Annotated in this window: 17 protein-coding genes; 5 read left to right on the top strand and 12 right to left on the bottom strand. The window is 69.2% G+C overall.

The genetic code is table 11. The features are described from left to right. Positions 1-1,790 (bottom strand): helicase-related protein (locus Q0V34_RS09560; RefSeq protein ID WP_297511089.1); only part of this gene is annotated, 1,790 nt, incomplete at its 3' end. 126 nt (positions 1,791-1,916) lie between these two features. On the opposite strand from Q0V34_RS09560, the gene Q0V34_RS09565 reads away from it, so the two are divergent. Next, a complete protein-coding gene (locus Q0V34_RS09565; protein WP_297511091.1) occupies positions 1,917-2,459 on the top strand; it encodes a DUF1003 domain-containing protein in 543 nt (180 codons plus the stop codon). 12 nt (positions 2,460-2,471) lie between these two features. Here Q0V34_RS09565 and Q0V34_RS09570 read toward each other — a convergent pair whose 3' ends face one another. Further along, positions 2,472-4,118, bottom strand: coding sequence for an amidohydrolase (locus Q0V34_RS09570; protein WP_297511093.1), 1,647 nt, complete (start codon positions 4,116-4,118; stop codon positions 2,472-2,474). An 82-nt stretch (positions 4,119-4,200) separates the two neighbouring features. On the opposite strand from Q0V34_RS09570, the gene Q0V34_RS09575 reads away from it, so the two are divergent. After that, positions 4,201-4,776, top strand: a complete 576-nt coding sequence (locus tag Q0V34_RS09575; protein ID WP_297511095.1) for a methylated-DNA--[protein]-cysteine S-methyltransferase — start codon at positions 4,201-4,203, stop codon at positions 4,774-4,776. Positions 4,777-5,088: 312 nt separating this feature from the next. Here the strand turns inward: Q0V34_RS09575 and Q0V34_RS09580 are convergent, their stop codons facing one another. Further along, complete coding sequence (locus Q0V34_RS09580) at positions 5,089-5,541, bottom strand: DUF3617 family protein (protein WP_297511097.1); 453 nt, start codon at positions 5,539-5,541, stop codon at positions 5,089-5,091. Positions 5,542-5,797: 256 nt separating this feature from the next. Between Q0V34_RS09580 and rpmB the strand changes: the two genes are divergently transcribed. Continuing rightward, positions 5,798-6,097: a 50S ribosomal protein L28 gene (rpmB, locus tag Q0V34_RS09585; protein ID WP_010918547.1), complete on the top strand. Its 300-nt coding sequence runs from the start codon at positions 5,798-5,800 to the stop codon at positions 6,095-6,097. 112 nt (positions 6,098-6,209) lie between these two features. On the opposite strand, the gene Q0V34_RS09590 is transcribed toward rpmB, so the two are convergent. The 8 genes from Q0V34_RS09590 to cobT all read right to left on the bottom strand — a co-directional run bounded on the left by Q0V34_RS09590 (position 6,210) and on the right by cobT (position 14,896). Further along, on the bottom strand, positions 6,210-6,452 hold the full coding sequence (locus Q0V34_RS09590) for a hypothetical protein (protein WP_297511105.1): 243 nt from the start codon (positions 6,450-6,452) through the stop codon (positions 6,210-6,212). Beyond that, positions 6,452-7,834: a radical SAM protein gene (locus Q0V34_RS09595; RefSeq protein ID WP_297511262.1), complete on the bottom strand. Its 1,383-nt coding sequence runs from the start codon at positions 7,832-7,834 to the stop codon at positions 6,452-6,454. Before Q0V34_RS09595 ends, Q0V34_RS09590 begins: the two co-directional genes overlap by 1 nt. Then, on the bottom strand, positions 7,755-8,558 hold the full coding sequence (locus Q0V34_RS09600) for a prolipoprotein diacylglyceryl transferase family protein (protein ID WP_297511107.1): 804 nt from the start codon (positions 8,556-8,558) through the stop codon (positions 7,755-7,757). Before Q0V34_RS09600 ends, Q0V34_RS09595 begins: the two co-directional genes overlap by 80 nt. A 113-nt stretch (positions 8,559-8,671) precedes the next feature. After that, on the bottom strand, positions 8,672-10,585 hold the full coding sequence (locus Q0V34_RS09605) for a PAS domain-containing protein (RefSeq protein WP_297511109.1): 1,914 nt from the start codon (positions 10,583-10,585) through the stop codon (positions 8,672-8,674). Between the two features lie 235 nt (positions 10,586-10,820). Next, positions 10,821-11,120, bottom strand: a complete 300-nt coding sequence (locus Q0V34_RS09610; RefSeq protein WP_297511111.1) for a hypothetical protein — start codon at positions 11,118-11,120, stop codon at positions 10,821-10,823. Positions 11,121-11,372: 252 nt separating this feature from the next. Beyond that, entirely contained in the window at positions 11,373-11,684 is a 312-nt protein-coding gene (locus tag Q0V34_RS09615; RefSeq protein ID WP_297511113.1) for a hypothetical protein, read from the bottom strand. A 204-nt stretch (positions 11,685-11,888) separates the two neighbouring features. After that, positions 11,889-12,974: an esterase-like activity of phytase family protein gene (locus tag Q0V34_RS09620; RefSeq protein ID WP_297511115.1), complete on the bottom strand. Its 1,086-nt coding sequence runs from the start codon at positions 12,972-12,974 to the stop codon at positions 11,889-11,891. After that, positions 12,971-14,896: a cobaltochelatase subunit CobT gene (cobT, locus tag Q0V34_RS09625; protein WP_297511117.1), complete on the bottom strand. Its 1,926-nt coding sequence runs from the start codon at positions 14,894-14,896 to the stop codon at positions 12,971-12,973. The genes Q0V34_RS09620 and cobT overlap by 4 nt, the downstream gene beginning before the upstream one ends. A gap of 106 nt (positions 14,897-15,002) precedes the next feature. Between cobT and Q0V34_RS09630 the strand changes: the two genes are divergently transcribed. After that, positions 15,003-15,185, top strand: coding sequence for a DUF1328 domain-containing protein (locus tag Q0V34_RS09630; protein WP_297511119.1), 183 nt, complete (start codon positions 15,003-15,005; stop codon positions 15,183-15,185). Positions 15,186-15,228: 43 nt separating this feature from the next. Here Q0V34_RS09630 and Q0V34_RS09635 read toward each other — a convergent pair whose 3' ends face one another. Continuing rightward, positions 15,229-16,380 (bottom strand): DUF3089 domain-containing protein, encoded by a 1,152-nt coding sequence (locus Q0V34_RS09635; RefSeq protein WP_297511121.1) that lies wholly within the window; start codon positions 16,378-16,380, stop codon positions 15,229-15,231. 142 nt (positions 16,381-16,522) lie between these two features. Here Q0V34_RS09635 and Q0V34_RS09640 point away from each other — a divergent pair, with 142 nt between their 5' ends. Further along, positions 16,523-17,371: a hypothetical protein gene (locus Q0V34_RS09640; RefSeq protein ID WP_297511123.1), complete on the top strand. Its 849-nt coding sequence runs from the start codon at positions 16,523-16,525 to the stop codon at positions 17,369-17,371.

The raw sequence follows: 17,371 nt of genomic DNA on the forward strand, positions 1-17,371 counted from the left end.
GCGGCGGGGCCCAGCTCGCCCAGCAGGCGGGCGCGGGGCGACAGCAGCGGCAGGTCGCGGCGCACCGCGCCGGCCGCCTCGCCGCGCCACAGGATCGCGCCGTCGGGCGTCAGGGTGAAGGCCTCGTCCGGCTCGCTGGCCAAGAGGCCCAGGCGCCGAGCGATCTCGGGCCCGACCGCGCGCTGGGCGGCGTTGCGCAACGCCCGCTCCTCCAGCGGCGAGGTGCCCTTTTCCGGCGTGAAGGTCACGCCCGACAAATGGCCGACCACGTGGCCCTCGACGGTCACCTCGCCGTCCTGGCCGACGCCGGCATAGAGGGTCTCGCGCTCGCCCAGCTGCTTCATCAGCGCGCTGGTGCGGCGGTCGATGAACCGGGCCATCAGCTTTTCGTGCAGGGTGTCGCTGATCCGGTCCTCCAGCTGGCGGGTCAGGCCCTGCCAGTGGGCGGGATTGGCCACCCAGTCGGGACGGTGGGCGATGTAGCTGAGGGTGCGCACGCCCGACAGGCGCGCGGCCAGGCTGTCGATCTCGCCATCGACGCGGTCCAGGGCCTTGAACTGGCCGTTCACCCAGTCCTCCGGCAGGCGCTTGCGGCCGGTGGTCAGGTCGTCGAACAGGGTGCGCGCCATGCGCTGGTGCTCATCGTCGGTGGTCTTGCGGAAGTCCGGCGTCTGGCAGACCTCCCACAGCCGGATCAGGGCCGAGCGGTCGGTCTTGCAGCGCTTGATCACGTCCTCCTGCTGGGCCAGGGCCCGCAGGGTGCGCTCGTCCAGAGCCTCTTCCGACAGCTTCAACCCGCCCCGTTGCGGGGTCTCGGCCAGGGAGCGCAGCAGGCCGGGCAGCGAGCCGAAGTCGAGGCGCGCGTTGCGCCATTCCGCGGCGACGATCGGCTCGAACGTATGGCTCTCGACGGCCTCGACGAGGTCCTCGTCGATCTCCTCGCAGTCGCCGGTCACCCCGAACGTGCCGTCCCGGGTGTAGCGGCCGGCGCGACCGGCGATCTGGCCCACCTCCTGCGGATAGAGCCAGCGGGTGCGCTTGCCGTCGAACTTGCGCAGGCCCGCGAAGGCCACGTGGTCGACGTCCATGTTCAGGCCCATGCCGATCGCGTCGGTGGCGACCAGAAAGTCGACCTCGCCCGACTGGTAGAGCGCGACCTGGGCGTTGCGGGTGCGGGGGCTGAGGCTCCCCATCACCACGGCCGCGCCGCCCCTCTGGCGACGGATCAGCTCGGCGATCGCATAGACCGCGTCGGTGGAGAAGGCGACGATGGCGCTGCGGCGGGGCAGGCGGGTCAGCTTCTTGGAGCCGGCGTAGGAGAGGTTGGAAAAGCGCTCGCGGCCGATGATCTCGGCGTCGGGCAGCAGGCGGCGCACCAGCGGGGCCATGGTCCCGGCGCCCAGGAACATGGTCTCGTACTTGCCCCGCGCGTGCAGCAGCCGGTGGGTGAAGATGTGGCCGCGCTCGGGATCGGCGACCAACTGGATTTCGTCGACCGCCAGGAACTCGACCTCGCGGGCCAGCGGCATGGCCTCGACTGTGCAGACGAAATAGGCCGCGCGCGGCGGCACGATCTTTTCCTCGCCGGTGATCAGGGCGACGCTGGCCTTGCCGCGCAGCTTGACGATCCGGTCGTAGATCTCGCGCGCCAGCAGGCGCAGCGGCAGGCCGATCATGCCCGAGGCGTGGCCCAGCATCCGCTCGACGGCCAGGTGGGTCTTGCCGGTGTTGGTCGGCCCCAGAACCGCGGTCAGTTTCGAGGGGGCCAGGCCGGTCGAACGGTCGCTCATGGCCCGAAGGTGGGGCGGGAATCGAGGCGGGGCAAGCTCAAGCGCCGCGCGGGCGACCGAAGGGCGGGTCGGCGCGTTGATCTCGCGCCGTCCGCGCTCCGCCGCCCGAAAGGATTCTTCCGCGCCATGACAGAGCCGTCGTCGCCCACCGTGCCGCCGCCCGAGCCGGACGGTCTGACCTCCGCCATGGCCCGCAATATCGAGGCCCTGCGGGACCGGGCCAGGCGCGAGGAGCGGGAGGCCAGCGCCGGGGACAAGCTCGCCGCCGCCGTCACGGCCTTCACCGGCAGCATGACCTTCGTCTATGTCCACCTGGTGATCGTGCTGGCCTGGGTGCTGACCAATTGCGGTCTCCTGCCGGGTGTCCCCCGCTTCGACCCGACCTTCGTCATCCTGGCCACGGCCGCGTCGGTCGAGGCGATCTTTCTGTCGACCTTCGTCCTGATCAGCCAGAACCGCGCCGCACGCACCGCCGATCGCCGCGCCGACCTGGACCTGCAGGTCAATCTGCTGACCGAGCACGAGGTGACGCGGCTGATCGGCCTCGTCGTCGCGATCGCCGCCAAGCTGGACGTGCGGGAGGCGCGCGATCCGACCGTCGACGAGCTGCGGCGCGACATCGCGCCCGAAGCGGTGCTGGACCGGCTGGCGGAGGAAGACGGCCGCTAGCTGGCGCCAAGGCTACTGCCGGAACACCACCTTGCCGTCCACCACGGTCAGCACCGGCTGGGCGGTCAGGATCGCCTTGGGTTCGACCGTCATCAGGTCGCGGTCGAAGGCCGTCACGTCGGCCTTCTTGCCGGCCTCCAGCGTGCCCAGCTCCTTCTCGCGGAACACGGCGTAGGCGGGGGCCAGGGTCAGCATCCTCAGCGCTTCGGCGCGGGTGACGGCCTCCTCCAGGTGCCAGTCGGCGTTGGCGAAGCCGTCCAGGCCGTGGCGATAGACGGCCGCGTAGAACTCGATGCGCGGGTCGCCGACCTCGACCGGGGCGTCCGAGCCCGCGGCCACCACGACCCCGGCGGTCAGGAAATCCTTCCAGCGATAGCCCTCGTGGAGACGGGCCTGGCCCAGGCGGGCCGGCGCGAAATAGAGGTCGCCGATCGCGTGGCTGGGCTGCATCGAGGCGATGACCCCCAGCTTGGCGAAGCGCGGCACGTCGGTGTCGGCGACGATCTGGGCGTGCTCGATCCGCCAGCGCGCCGTCGTGTCGCCCGCCAGCGCCTCCTGGAACCAGTCCAGGGTCATGCGGTTGCCGCGATCGCCGATGGCGTGCATGGCCACCTGCGCCCCGACCGCCTTGGCCTGCTTCATCAAGGCCACGCCCTTGTCGTAGGGCGTCAGCTGCAGGCCCAGGCCCTCGGCGTCGCTATAGGGCTCCAGCAGGGCCGCGCCGCGCGACCCCAGGGCGCCGTCCATATAGAGTTTGATCCCCCGCGTGCGGATCAGGCCCGTGACGTCGGTCTGGGGACCCTTGGCCAGCACCTCGGCCGCGCCGCTGGGGTCCATGTAGTTGTCGACGCGGATATGGAACCGCCCCTGGGCCGCCTCCTCGCGCAGCAGAGCCAGGTCCGGGGCCATGACGCTCATATTGGCCAGACCCGTCCAGCCGCGCGCGGCGTAGAGCTGGCCGGCGGTGTCCAGCGCCTTGCGGATCAGCGCCGCGTCCGGCGGCGGGATGACGTCCTTCACCAGGCTCTGGGCGTGGTCGATCAGCATGCCGTCCGGCTGGCCGTCGGCGCCCTTCAGGATCTTGCCGCCGGCCGGATCGGGCGTCGCGGCCGTGACCCCGGCCTTGGCCAGGGCCGCGCTGGAGGCGACGCTGGCGTGACCGTCCGAGCGGCCCAGCACCACGACCCGTCCCGGCGCGGCGGCGTCCAGATCGGCCTTGTTCGGGAAGCGCTTCTCCGGCCAGTGGGTCTCGATCCAGCCTCGGCCATAGATCGCGCCCTCCGGATGGGCGGCGGCGTAGGCCTTCACCGTCGCCACGAGGTCGGCGACCGAGGTGGTCTTGTCCAGATTGAGCGTCAGTTCGCGCAGGCCGATGCCGGTCAGGTGGGCGTGGGCGTCCACGAAGCCCGGATAGGCGGCCGCGCCCTTGAGGTCGATGTCGGCCGCGTCCTTGGCCGCCTTGGCGCGGGCGGCGGCCAGATCGCCGACGAACAGGATCCTGTCGTCGCGGATCAGCACCGCCTCGGCCGTCGGCTTAGCCTCTACGCCGGTGTGGATCGGGCCGCCATGGATCAGGAGGTTGCCGGCGCGGGCCGAAGTGCCCAGGGCGGTCGACAGCGAGGTCGCGGCCAGCAGGGCGGCGAGGGCGAAACGGCGCACGGGCGATCTCCAGGCAAGGCGAGTTTTCGAAATCGTAAGGGCGGGGCCTCGAAAGTCGCAACAGGGCTGCTAGATTTTCCGCATGACCGCCCAGGGGTTCTCCCTTTTCGATACGATCATCGGCCGCTGCGGCGTCGCCTGGAGCGACCTTGGCCTCGTGGGCGTGCAACTGCCCGAGGCGTCGCCCGGCGCGGCCTGGGCGCGCCTGCGCAAGCGGTTCCCCGAGGCGGCGGAGGCCGACCCGCCCGCCGAGATCGAGCTGATCATCGGCCGCATCCGGGATCTCCTGTCCGGCGGCCGCGACGATCTTTCCGATGTGCCGCTGGCGCTGGAGGGGCAACCGGCCTTCAACCAGCGGGTCTACGAGATCGCCCGCGCCATCCGGCCGGGCCAGACCTCGACCTATGGCGAGGTGGCCAGGGCCATGGGCGAGCCGGGCGCGGCGCGGGCCGTGGGCAAGGCGCTGGGCGAGAATCCCTGGCCGATCGTGGTGCCCTGCCACCGCGTGCTGGCCGCTTCCGGCGGCATGGGCGGTTTCTCGGCCAATGGCGGGACGAACACCAAGGCGCGCCTGCTGACGATCGAGCGCGCCCGAACCAGCGAGACGCCGACCCTGTTCGACCTGGAATTCTCGGTCGCCCCGCCGCGCGGCGTCTAGGGCCTTGCTCAGTCCGTCTCCCCGGCGAATGCCGGGGCCCAGATGGAAGCCCATGGAGGAGGATCCAGGGGGCGCCGCGTCTTTCCAGCCATCCTAAGCGCCTTTCGATCTGGGTCCCGGCATTCGCCGGGAAGATCGGAAATAGCCTTTGGAAAAATCGTCCGCCGACGGCGCTTAACGCGCGGTAACGCTTGGCTGAACAGGGGCGAAACGAATCATGACCGAATCAGCGACGTTCGCCGATTCAGCGTTTGTTCCCTACAAGCTATTGTACCTCAAAGCGCGTTAACCACAAATCGGTTTCATCGACCGCTACTTCGAGGCGGTTTCCTCGACCGGGCACTCGGCCGCGACCCGCCGCGCGGTCAGGCTGCCGGCCAGGGGCATGCCGCTGATGGTCTTGATGTGGATGTCCATCTTGAACCGCTCGGGCGCATAGACCCCCTCGGCGGTCACCGGCGACACGCGGTCCTTCTTGTCGGTCCACGTGCCCCGCAGCTGGATCTTGCCGTCGCGCACCACATTGGTCGTGTAGTCGCAGCGATAGCGCTTGGTGCAGATGCCGCGCGAGAACTGCTCGACATCGGCCGGCTTCAGGCACTTGGTCTCGCTGCTGACCGGGATCGGCCCGATCTTGTAGTCGTACTCCCACTGGCCCGGCAGGATCGTCGCGCTGGCGGCGCGCGCGGCGGGCTGGGCGAGGACGAGGCCCGCGAGGCCCGACGAAAGCGCCAGGACGGAAGCGGCAAGGACGGCGGAACGCATACGACGGATCTCCTGCATGGGCGCTTCCCTATATAGAGCGTTGGATGAACCGTGCTTGAAGGCCGGGGCGCGATCGGGGTTCCGACGGCGGCGCGGGTAATCGGGGCTGGACGCCTTGACTCAAGGGGCGGCCTTCGCCTATATCGCCCGCTCTCGCGCGGCCGGCCTGCCGGAACCGCGTGTCCGAATTCATATCTTAGCGGGCCTGGCTCTCCTCAACAGAGGGCGCGGCTTCGCCCAAGCCAAGGTAACCACCATGTCGCGCCGTTGCGAACTTACCGGTATCGGTCCGATGGTCGGCCACAATGTGAGCCACTCGAACATCAAGACCAAGCGCCGCTTCCTGCCGGCCCTGTCGCCCGCCACGCTCCAGTCGGAGTCGCTGGGCCAGAGCTTCAAGCTGCGCATCAGCAACGCGGCCCTGCGCACGCTCGACTTCAAGGGCGGCCTGGACACCTTCCTGCTGGGCGCCAAGGACGAGCAGCTGTCGCCGCGCGCCCTGAAGATCAAGGCCCAGGTGAAGGCCAAGGCGAAGGCCGCCGCTCAAGCCGCCTGAGGCTGACGGGGTTTCACGTCTGTGAATTCGAAGACCCGCCGGGAGCGATCCCGGCGGGTTTTTCGTTATCGGGCGGGGCTGACCGCGGCGTCGCCGCTTAGACCCTAGCGACTTAGTCGCGCCACATGGCGCGGCCGACTCTGAAGAGAGCGACGCCGGTCGCGATCGGAACGCCGCCGAAGACCGCGACGAGGAGGAGCGCGCTGATCAGGCCTTTGCCCTGGGGTCCGGCCATCATGACAAGCACCGTCGCGCTGCACAGGCCGCAGAGGCCCGCGATCAGGACCCCAACCGCCATCAGGAACGCCCCGAACAGCTTGGCGACGCGCCGACCGATTTCGTCTTGTTCCGCCATCAGTTCGGCTCCTTCCGGCCGCGCCGCAGGCTTTCGTTTCCCGGTGCGCCCGGACGGTAGAAGGTGTTGTAGGTGTCGAATGGAATGATCCGACCGTCGGGCTCCACGAAGTGGACGCACGAGCGCTTCACCGTGCCCAGGTCGAAATTGTAGCGGTCCAGGAACTGGGAGATCACCACCCGAAAGGTGTTCTCATAGGCGATGTCACGCGGGACGGCCGCCTCGGGCAGGCAGCACAGCAGGCTGGCGAGTTTCTCCGACGTATCGGCCTGGGCGGTCGACAGGGACAGCAGATCGAAGATCCCTTTGCGGAGTTCCGGGTAGGCCTCGAAGGTGACGGTGTTGGGCGCGGCCGCGACGAAGAGCTCGCGCGGCAGCATCGCCGTGATCGGCAGGACCTCGCCGCCGTTGCGCAGGCCATAGCCGATGCAGATTTGATCCGGATTGCAGGGCAGGGGGATCAGATCTTCCAGCGCGAAGACGCCCGCCTCCGCGATCCGCCGGCGAACCTCGGTGAGCACGATCCGGTCGCGCTTCGGGTCGAAGCCGTCATTGCGCCCGGCGTCCTGGATCGGCTGGAAGGTGACGCCGCGCACGCATCGCCAGGTGAGCGCGTGACGGACGATGTCCGGGATCTCGCCGTCGTTCAGGCCCTTCTTGAGCGTGACCACGAGGGTCGTCGAGATGTTGTTGCGCTCAAGGGCCTGCAGGGCGTCCTGGCGCACGCGCGTCAGGTCGGCGCCCCGCAGCGCCATCAGCGGCTCGCGCCCGAGGCTGTCGAACTGCAGATAGACCTCGAAGCGCGGCATGAAGGTCGCCAGCCGTTCCGCGAAGCCCGGCTCGCGCGCGATGCGAAGGCCGTTGGTGTTGATCATCAGGTGACGGATGGGCCGCCGCCGCGCCGCCTCCAGGATCTCGAAGAACTGGGGGTGCAGGGTGGGCTCGCCGCCCGAGATTTGCGCCAGATCGGGCTCGCCCTCGGAATCGACCAGGATGTCCAACATGCGCTCGATCTCGGCCAGGGACCGATGGCCCTCGCGCTTGACCGAGGAGTCGGCGAAACAGACGGGGCAAGAGAGATTGCAGGCCTCGTTGACCTCGATGATCGCCAGACACGAATGCTGCTCGTGGTCGGGGCAAAGGCCGCAATCGTAGGGGCAGCCATGATCGGTGCGCGTCTGAACCTTCAGCGGCCGGTCGCCGGGCTTCAGCCAGTCCCGCTGCGATTTCCAATACGAAAGATCATCGGCGATCAGGGTCTTCTGTACGCCGTGCTCGCGACACCGCTTGAGCAGGAAGACGTCATTGTCCTCGGCGATGATCTTGGCCGGAACCAGGGCCAGGCAGGCCTCGCACAGGCTGGTGGTCTGGCCCAGGAACAGATACGGCGCCGCCTTGCGCGCGCTCGCGACGGTCGTAGATCCATCCATAAGCCACCAGCCCCGCGCACAAGACATGGAAGAGATTAAACGGCCCGATCAACTTGGGATAGGGCTTTAGGAATTCCCAGGCGAACCGCTGCGCCCCGTAGGCCATGCACAGGGCGTAGAAGCCGCGCCGCATCGCCCAGTCGTCGCGCCGTGCCAGGCCGACGATATAGGCCGTCAGGAACACCGCCATCGACAGGCTCTCGTAGAGCTGCACGGGATGGCGGGACACGTGGTCGCCGAGGTCGACGCCCCAGGGTAGCCGCGTCGCGACGCCGTAGGTGCCGTCGGCCTTGCCCGCGAAGAAACAGCCGAGGCGTCCGATCACGACCCCCGCCGCGAAGGGGCCCGTGAAGACCCCGCCGGTCGAGCGCCTGATCCCTCTGAAAGCCTTGTAGATCTCGATGGCCGCGATGGCGCCGACCAAAGCCCCGACGACGCTGTGCGACAACGCCGGATCGGGACCGCGCAGACTGTTCATCGACCCGGCGACCCATGCGCCGGGCAGGGCCCCGAGGACGAGCGCCACGAAGTAGCCGCCGTCGATCCGGCCGGCGATCCGCTGCGCCAACGGTTTCAGTCGCCAACGATAGAGCACCACGCTCAGCGCCACGCCCGCCAGCCAGCCGGCGAGATCGAAGGCGACGTGGGCCAACGGCGAGGTGGGGATGGCGATCATGCCAAAGACTTGTTCACGTCGGCTGGAGCGGCGCAATCGGCGGCGGGTACGTCACTTTTCCGGCTGTCGGGCTTTCAACCTCGACGATTTCGAAGACCCGCCGAGGCGTTCGCCTAGCCGAGGCTGCAATGGAGGCTGCATTGGAGCCCGGCCGTCTCATAGGTGGTCTCGATCCGGCCGCCCGGGAGCGCGCCGATGGCCTGTTGGAGCATCCGGGAGCCAAAACCCATCTTTTCGGGCGGGCGCACGGCGGGACCGCCACGCTCTTGCCAACTGAGCGAGAGTTGATCGTCATCGACTGTCCAACCGATGCGGACGCGACCGCCGCCCTTGAGCGCGCCATACTTCGTGGCGTTGGTGCAGAGCTCGTGCACGGCCATCGAGATCGCGAGGGCAATGCGCGAGGAGACCTGCACATTATCGCCGGAAATCTCGAAGCGATCAGCAACGTGCGGCCCACAGGTGCGCCGAATGACGTCCTCAAGCTGGGCTTCCGCCCAGTACCCTTCTGACAATAGGTCATGGGCGCTGGCCAGGGCGACGAGGCGATCCTCGAAGCTCCGATACGCGTCCTCGGCGACGTCGATGCCCCGAAAGGCGTTGCGCGCCATGGACTGGACGATGGTGAGCGTGTTCTTGACGCGATGGTTCAGCTCGTTGACGAGTAGTTCCAAATGTTCTTGAGCCTTGCGCTCGCGGGTGACGTCGACCCCGACGCCGACCAGGCCTATCACTTGTCCGAAATCGTCGGTGATCGGTGTCTTCGTCGCGCGAACGACGGCCGTCCCGGCCTCGGTCGTATAGACTTCTTCTAGGGTCTCGCTGGCGCCCGAGGCCATGATCCGCTCGTCATTGGCATGGATGGCGGCGGCTTCGTCGGGGTCGTGGTGCCATTCGAACTCGGTTCGCCCGACGATCTCGGACCAGGGTCGCGCGATCGAGCTGACGACCGCGCTGTTGGCGTACAGCAAACGTCCTTCGCGATCCTTCACGAAGAGGTAGTCCGGCGTCACGTCGCCCAGCTTGCGCAACAGCGCCGTCTCGAGCTGCGCCTGTCGTTCGGCCGCCCGCCAGTCCGAGACATCCTGTGCTATCGCGACCGCCGAGACCGTGGCCCCGTTCGCGTCGAGCAAGGGCACCGCCGACACGAGCATGTAGCCCATGGAGCCATCGAACCGCTGAAATCTGAGCTCCTCGACCGGCTGGGGCTGGCCCGAAAGCACCGCCCTCGCCAACGGCCAGTCGGCGTCGGCGATGCGCTCGCCGGTCGACGCCGACCAGGCGACGTACTTGTTCCAGGCGGCCGCGTCCGGAAGCTCCTGCCGCCCGCGCCACATGTCGTTGAGGGTCTTGTTGACGTAGGTGGCCTCGCGCGCGGTGTTCGTCAGCATCAAGCCGGTGGGTAGAGCATCGAGAAAGGCCTGGATTCCCCCCGATCGCACATCCTGACCTGGAAAGACGCTGGAGAGCACCGCGAGCCTCTGCGCGTCTTCGGCGGCTTCCCGCGCTTCGACAAGCTCGGTGACGTCGATATTGAGGCCGACCACCTTGGCCGGCCGTCCAGCCTCGTCCTTGAGCACGCGGCCTCGATCACGGACGTGACGCACCCGGCTGTCCGGCAAGACCACGCGAAAACCTTGATCGATCGACGCGCCCTGGGCGATGGCCCTCTCGGCGACGGACGCGACGCGCGTTCGATCCTCGGGGTGTATGGTCGCCAGCCAGGTTTCGATGGTCGGCGCGTCGCCTGGTTCGAAGCCGTATAGCGCTCGCGTGGAAGCCGACCATTCAAGCGTGCCAGACGCGGGGTCGAAGCTGTACGCGCAGACGCCGGCGGCCTCGTGCGCGAGCTCCAACCATTGGCGAGATTCGGCGAGCTCGGCTTCGACGCGGCGGCGCTCGCGGATATCCTCCAGAAGCATCGACAACAGGCCGGTGTCGGGATCAGCGGTTCCTGACAGCCGATGCGCCATCGCTTGCAGGCGGTCCTCGATCTCCGTCGCGCGCGAGGTCGGCTCTAAGGACATTGGGTTTCCTCAATCCAACGCTGCTCGGCGCCAACCTGCGCTTAAATACGGGGTTCTGCAAACCTTCGGCGCGGCGGCGCCCGGAAGGCGCTCGGCGACGGCGGTCAGCCGGGCGACCGGGAGTCAAGTGTTCCGGCAGGCCACGCGGCGGGGCTCCCCTCCACCCCACAAAGCAAAACCCGCCGCGACCTATGCCGCGGCGGGTTTGGAAAGCTTGGTACTTGAGGTCTGCGCTTTAGCGCGAGACGACGGCGCCCGTGGCCGGGTTGGCGGCGTTGTAGGCGGTCAGGGCCGGGCTGTTGAGCTTGGCGACGGCGTCGTTGACCGAGGCGCGGATGCAGGCCGGGTACAGGTAGCCGGCCATGGCTTCGCCGCGGACGTCCTTCCAGCACACCGTCGAGGCGGCCTTGACGATGTCGGCGCGGACTTCGGCGGCCGGCTTGCCGGCGACCTGAACGCGCATTTCGGCGGCCGAGGCCGGAGCGGCGGCGGCGAGAACGATGGCCGAGGCGGCCAGAACGATGGAGCGGATCATCTCGATGTTCCGAAAGGGGGTTGGGATCAACCACCTCCAGACGCGTTCCTCTGACGGCCCGTCCCCGGTCTAGTCGCCTGTGGGACCGTCAGAACGCGTATAGCAACGTTCTTGTAGGTTATCAACGATTATATTGCACTGCACTCAAAGCTGAGCGGCATGACTGTTTCGCGCGCGAAAGACGCGTGTCGATGACGAAAAAGCCCGCGAAACCTCGGTCTCGCGGGTTTTCCATGGTCGTCCGGCGTCCGCTTAGCGGGTGGCGATCTTGACGAAGTAGGTGCTGCGCGCCTGGGCCCGGTCATAGGCCTTCAGGTTGCGGCTGCCGGTGCGGATCACCGCGTCGCGCGTGACTTCGCGCACGCAATAGGTCGAGAGGTCGGCGGCGTAGGGGTTGCCGGCCAGGTCTTCCTGGCAGAGGCGCTTGGCGGCCTGGACGATGTCGGCGTGGACGTCCGGCGTGGCGCGGCCGGCGACCTTGACGACGATGTCCTCGGCGCTGGCCGAGGTGGCGGCGGCGGTGGCCATCAGGGCGGAGATGGCGATGACGAGCAGACGGATCATGGTGATGGTCCCGGAAAGGAGGTTGGGTTCAACCGCCTCCCGGCGCGTTCCTCTGACGGCCCCGGGATCTCGCCTCGTCGTCCGTCGGAATCATCTATGCCTGACACCGGTGTCTGCCGCAAGCGCGAAGTCACTTTTGGTGACGAAAAAGTCAATTAGATCAGATGGTTGTCAACGAAACCGTATCGTCGGAAACGAAACGGCTTAGCGCTTGCGAGATGGCTTCTTGCGCGTCGGCTTGGGCGGCAGGGGCGGAGGCGCGGGCGGGGCGACCCAATCGAAGGCCACCAGCAGGGTCTGCTGGCTTCCCGGCGCGCCATCGTCGGTGACCAGATAGAGGCGCGTGCCGCCGTTGGGCGAGCGCGTCAGGGCCAGGCCCTCGAAATTGCCGTGAACCAGCGAGCCGTCCAGGCGCAGCGTCGCCGTCGTCCGCTGGCGCGCCGCCGGCAGGGTCGGGTCGGAGATGAACCGCACCACCGCGCGCCAGCCGCGGATCGGGTCGTAGCCTCGGTGGAGGGTCGCCACGGCCGGCCCGGCGAACGGCGCGAAGGCGGTCAGGCCCCAGGTGAAGTCTGGGCCCGACTGGGGCGGCAGGGCCTTGCAGTCGGCCGACAGCCGGCACAGCCACACCTCGCCCTCCTCGCCGCCCACCAGATAGGTGTCGGGCCCGGCGGCGGGATAGGCGGCCAGCGCCTCCATGCCCTCGTTGTCCGGAAACACCGTGGCGGGCTTGGGAGCGGCGCGCGGCGTTCCCCAGGCGCCGTTCGCGCCGGCCGGATAGAGCCAGATGCGGTGGTCGCGCTCGAAGCTGACCAGGCGCTCGCCGCTCGGCAGCATGGCCAGGCCCTCGGCGTCGCCTTGCTGCTTGCCTTGCAGCGCCTGGCCGTCGAGGCCGATCAGCGGCCGCAGCTTGCCGTCGGTGACGCCGACGAGGCGGCCGGCGGCGTCCAGCTGGATCCTGGCCTCGAACAGGTCGCCCTCGTCGGTGATCGCGGTCAGCTGGCCGTCCGCGCCGACGGCGAGGTCGGACAGGCCGTGCAGCCGACTGGTCGTCGGGCTGGTCAGCGCCAGGCCGCCGGCATAGGTGAAGCCGCCGTCCACGGTCGTCCGGGCCGGATTGGACGCGTCCAGCGGCACGGGCGTGGCGACGACCTCGATCTCCGGACCGGCCTTGACGGGCGCGGCCGGCGTTGCGACGACCGGCGGCGGCTTGCGCGGCGTGCATTGGGTGGCGACGCTGCCCAGGCCGCCGATCATCGACAGGACGAGGACCGAGCGGAGCCCGATCACGCCGGGACTTTCCCGGCCTTGGCCGCCTGGGGCGTGACGACCGGCGGCGGGGCCAAGAGGCCGCGCGTGCGGGTCACGGCGCGGGGCTCTTCCTCGAACAGGGCCGCCAGCTGCTCGACCAGCACGCCGCCCAGCTGCTCGACGTCGACGATGGTCACCGCGCGGCGATAGTAGCGCGTCACGTCGTGGCCGATGCCAATGGCGATCAGCTCCACCGGGCTCTTGCCCTCGATCTCGCCGATGACCTGGCGCAAGTGACGCTCCAGATAGTGGCCTGAATTGACGCTGAGGGTGCTGTCGTCCACCGGCGCGCCGTCCGAGATCACCATCAGAATGCGGCGCTGTTCGGGCCGGGCGATGATCCGCTGGTGGGCCCACATCAGGGCCTCGCCGTCGATGTTCTCCTTCAGGAGGCCCTCGCGCATCATCAGGCCGAGGTTCTTGCGGGCCCGGCGCCAGGGCGCGTCGGCGGCCTTGTAGATGATGTGACGCAGGTCGTTCAGGCGGCCGGGCGCGGCGGGCTTGCCGGCCTTGATCCACTCGTCGCGGCTGGTCCCGCCCTTCCAGGCGCGGGTGGTGAAGCCCAGCACCTCGGTCTTGACCCCGCAGCGCTCCAGGGTGCGCGCGAGAATGTCGGCGCAGATCGCCGCCACCATGATCGGTCGGCCGCGCATCGAGCCGGAATTGTCGATCAGCAGGGTCACGACCGTGTCGCGGAACTCCTGGTCCTCTTCCTGCTTGAAGGACAGCGGCGCGGTCGGGTCGATGATCACCCGCGTCAGGCGGGCGACGTCCAGCATCCCCTCCTCGAGATCGAAGGTCCAGGCGCGGTTCTGCTGGGCCAGGAGGCGGCGCTGCAGCTTGTTGGCCAGGCGCGAGACGACGCTGGAGAGGGCGGTCAGCTGCTGGTCGAGATAGGCCCGCAGCCGGGTCAATTCCTCGGCGTCGCACAGGTCCTCGGCGTCGATCACCTCGTCGTGGGCGGTGGTGAAGATCTTGTAGAGCGGCTCGCCGCCTTGCGAGGCGCTGGTGTCGGGGCGGGCGGGCTTGGCGCCGTCGCCCATCTCGGGCGGCTCGTCGCTCTCCTCGGGCTCGCCGTCCTGGTCCGACTGGACCATTTCCTCGTCGCCGGCCTCGCTCTCGCGGTCCGAGGCCTCGCTCTCCTGCGGCGACGAGCCCTCGGGCTGCTCGCCTTCGCCCTCGCCCTGGTCCTCGTCGGAATTTTCGGTCGGCGCGTCGTCCTCGCCCTGGTCCTCGTCGGCGCTCTCGGTCGCGTCGGCCATCTCCTCGCCGAGGTCGAGGTCGCGCAGGATCTCGCGGGTCACGCGGGCGAAGGCGGCCTGGTCGTCGATGGCGGCGGCCAGACGGTCGAGGTCCTTGCCGGCCTTCATCTCGATGTCGTTGCGCAGGATGTCGACCAGGGCCTTGGCGCCGTCGGGCGGGGCGTCGCCGGTCAGGCGCTCGCGCACCATCAGGCCCAGGATCTCGGCCATCGGGGCGGACTGGCGGTCGGTGGCGACGGCGCGGGTCAGGCCCTGCTTTTCCAGGCGGGCCTCAAGCGCGGCGGTCAGATTGGCGCGGACGCCGCCCAGGGCGTTGGCGCCGATCGCCTCCAGCCGGGCCTGCTCGATCGACTCGAACGCCGCCTGGCCGTCGGGCGAGGCGGGGCGCGCCTTGGCGTGGGCGACCGCGTCGTGGTGGGCCAGGCGCAGGGCCATCTGGTCGGCCAGGCCCCGGATGCGCGCGGCCTCCTTGCCCGACAGGTCGCGGGGCGGATGCGGCAGCACCGCGCGCTTGCCCAGGAGCTGCGGGCCGTCGCCCGAGAACACGACCTCGAGGTCCGGGGTCTCGGCCAGCGAACGGGCCGCGTGGGCCAGGGCGCGTTTGAAGGGTTCGGTCGGGCTTTCGGGCTTGGAGGCCATGGCTTCGAGTTAGCGGCGACCGGGGGCGAAAACAAGGAACGGCGTGCGCGGACGCCGCGTTGAATGCGCCACGGCGCCGCTCGCGCGCTCAGCCAAGGATACGCCAATGCTCAAATGGGCCATCATCCTCGCCATCGTCGCCCTGATCGCCGGGGCGCTGGGCTTCACCGGCGTCGCCGGCGCGGCCGCCGGCATCGCCAAGATCCTGTTCTTCCTGTTCCTGATCGGCTTCATCGTCGTCGGCCTGCTGGGCGTGACGGTGTTCAAGGCCGCGACGGGACCGAAGTAGCAAACGAGCGCGCCGCTCCCGGGGCGGAAGCGGCGCGCCGCGATCATTTCGCCGCGTAGGCCTTGGCCTGGCGGCCGGCCAGAGCGACCAGGTCGCCCATGGTCAGGTTCACGTCGATCAGGTGCAGGCCCCAGTCCTTGAGCACCGCGCCGCCCACGACCACGTCGCCGGTGATCTCGTCGGTGCGCGGATCGGCCGGGTCGGCGTTCACCTTGACCGACAGATAGGTGAAGTCGCCGGCGCTGGCGCATTTGGCCGAGATCAGGCCAGGCAGCGACACGAACGGCGTCGAGACGGTGACGCCCGTCGCGAACGGCTTGGGCGCGGCGCTCGACGCGAAGGGCTTGGCGCCGAGATACGACCGCAGCGGCGTCTCGTCGGTCGAGGCCTTGCCGGCCAGCAAGGCGGCTGGGTTCACGCAGCCGGCTCGGCGGCCCTGCTCGTCGGTCTTGCCGAACCGGCTGTTGGCCGGCGGCGGGCTGGTCTCGCGGAACGAGACATAGGTCACCAGGCAGCCGGCCTGATCGGCCTTGGCGCACAGCGGGATCGAGCCGTACTTGCCGTCGACCACCGGCGTGTTCATGCCCAGCACATAGGCCGCGATCATCCGCTTCTGGGCCGGCTTGCCATCGACCTCGTTCTTCAGCAGCTCCAGCAGCACCCGCGAGCCCTGGCTGTGGCCGATCAGGATGACGCCGCGGCCCTTGTTCTCGTGCGCCAGATACCAGGCCCAGGCGTCGCGGACGTCGCCATAGGCGAGGGCGGCATTGCCCGGCGAGGGCATGCCCATCATCACCGCGCGCAAGGCGGTCAGCGTCACCTGGCGGTACATCGGCGCGTAGACCCGGCATTGGCCGGCGAAGCGGGCCAGCTGCTGCTCGACCACGCCGCGCTCGGCGGCCGTGACGGTCATGTCGCTGTTGCCGGTCGGCTGGACCGAGACGGTCGGATAGACATAGAAGCAGTCGAAGCCGGGATCGGCGGCGGGCTTGAAGGTCTCGATGGAGGTCTTGCCATCGGCCTGGACCACGGTGGTGGTCTGATCGACGGCGCAGGCGTCCTGCCGGCCGGGCAGGCACAGCCAGGACTCGGTCTTGCCGTAGTCGTTGGCGGCCGGCGCCGGCGTCTGGGCGCTCGCGACGCCGGCCAGGGTCAGGCTGGCCGTCAGGCCCAGCGCGGCCAGGATCGTCTTCATGGTCTCCCCTCCCTCAAACGCTCGTTTGGGGCGGAGCATGCCCACAAAGCCGGCCGCCCGCCAAGGGCCTTGGCGCCGGCCTTGCGGCGCGAAGGACGCTTGTCCCAGTTCGGGACGTCCTGTGTTCGCATCGAGGTCGGCCATGAGCCTCAAAACCCTGCTCGGCGCCGCCTTGGCCGCCCTTGTCGCCAGTGTGACGGCCGCTTCGCCCGTCCTGGCCGACGGCTTCCCCGGCGCCCCCGTCCGCCACGCGCCCGCGCCGAAACGGGCCAAGCCGAGGGTGAAGGTCGTCTATGTCGATCGGCCGGTCGTGGTGGAAAAGCGCGTGCCGGTCTATGTCGACCACCCGGTGGAGCGGATCGTCGAGAAGCGCGTCGAGGTTCCGGTCGAGAAGATCGTCGAGAAGCCGGTCTATATCGACCGGCCCGCGCCGGCTCCCGCGCCAAGCCCGGCGCCGCCGCCGCCGCCGCAACCGGGGCCCTGTCATTCGGGCTGCGATCAAGGCGGAGAGGTCGTGGAGAAGATCGTCCAGGTGCCGATCTATGTCTATGTCGACCGTCCGGTCTATGTGCCCGTTCGCGAAGCGCCGGCCTGTCCCGACGCCTGCGGCTATGACGCGCGGCCGGCGCCAAGCTGCGATGTCTGCGGCGTCTCCCGCGACGATCGTTACCAGGAGCAGTACCGATACGACGAGAGCGCCACGTGGTCGCGGTCACGCTACCGCTCGGGCGGCGGCTGGAACCCGGACTATGTCGAGCCGCCCCCGCTGCCGATGGGCTACATCGGCGCGCAGTCGGGCGGACGCGGCGGCGGCTATGGCGGCCCTGGCCTGACGGGCGGCGGCTGGAGCGGCGGCTACGCCCGCGGGAGCGCTTCAAGCTCGGCGTCCGCCTCGGCCTCGGCCTCGGCGTCCAGCTCGATCCACATCGGCGGCGGCTATCATGGCGGCGGGGGCGGCTGCGGCGGCTGCGGCGGCGGCAAGTCCCACTAG

The sequence above is a fragment of the uncultured Caulobacter sp. genome (assembly GCF_947036865.1).
Classification (GTDB): Bacteria; Pseudomonadota; Alphaproteobacteria; order Caulobacterales; family Caulobacteraceae; genus Caulobacter.

Coding starts and splice junctions, on each gene's coding strand:
- Q0V34_RS09635 (WP_297511121.1), bottom strand. CDS start 16,380: ATGAAGACGATCCTGGCCGCGCTGGGCCTGACGGCCAGCCTGACCCTG.
- Q0V34_RS09580 (WP_297511097.1), bottom strand. CDS start 5,541: ATGCGTTCCGCCGTCCTTGCCGCTTCCGTCCTGGCGCTTTCGTCGGGC.
- Q0V34_RS09605 (WP_297511109.1), bottom strand. CDS start 10,585: ATGTCCTTAGAGCCGACCTCGCGCGCGACGGAGATCGAGGACCGCCTG.
- rpmB (WP_010918547.1), top strand. CDS start 5,798: ATGTCGCGCCGTTGCGAACTTACCGGTATCGGTCCGATGGTCGGCCAC.
- Q0V34_RS09575 (WP_297511095.1), top strand. CDS start 4,201: ATGACCGCCCAGGGGTTCTCCCTTTTCGATACGATCATCGGCCGCTGC.
- Q0V34_RS09600 (WP_297511107.1), bottom strand. CDS start 8,558: ATGATCGCCATCCCCACCTCGCCGTTGGCCCACGTCGCCTTCGATCTC.
- Q0V34_RS09610 (WP_297511111.1), bottom strand. CDS start 11,120: ATGATCCGCTCCATCGTTCTGGCCGCCTCGGCCATCGTTCTCGCCGCC.
- Q0V34_RS09615 (WP_297511113.1), bottom strand. CDS start 11,684: ATGATCCGTCTGCTCGTCATCGCCATCTCCGCCCTGATGGCCACCGCC.
- Q0V34_RS09590 (WP_297511105.1), bottom strand. CDS start 6,452: ATGGCGGAACAAGACGAAATCGGTCGGCGCGTCGCCAAGCTGTTCGGG.
- Q0V34_RS09640 (WP_297511123.1), top strand. CDS start 16,523: ATGAGCCTCAAAACCCTGCTCGGCGCCGCCTTGGCCGCCCTTGTCGCC.
- Q0V34_RS09630 (WP_297511119.1), top strand. CDS start 15,003: ATGCTCAAATGGGCCATCATCCTCGCCATCGTCGCCCTGATCGCCGGG.
- cobT (WP_297511117.1), bottom strand. CDS start 14,896: ATGGCCTCCAAGCCCGAAAGCCCGACCGAACCCTTCAAACGCGCCCTG.
- Q0V34_RS09565 (WP_297511091.1), top strand. CDS start 1,917: ATGACAGAGCCGTCGTCGCCCACCGTGCCGCCGCCCGAGCCGGACGGT.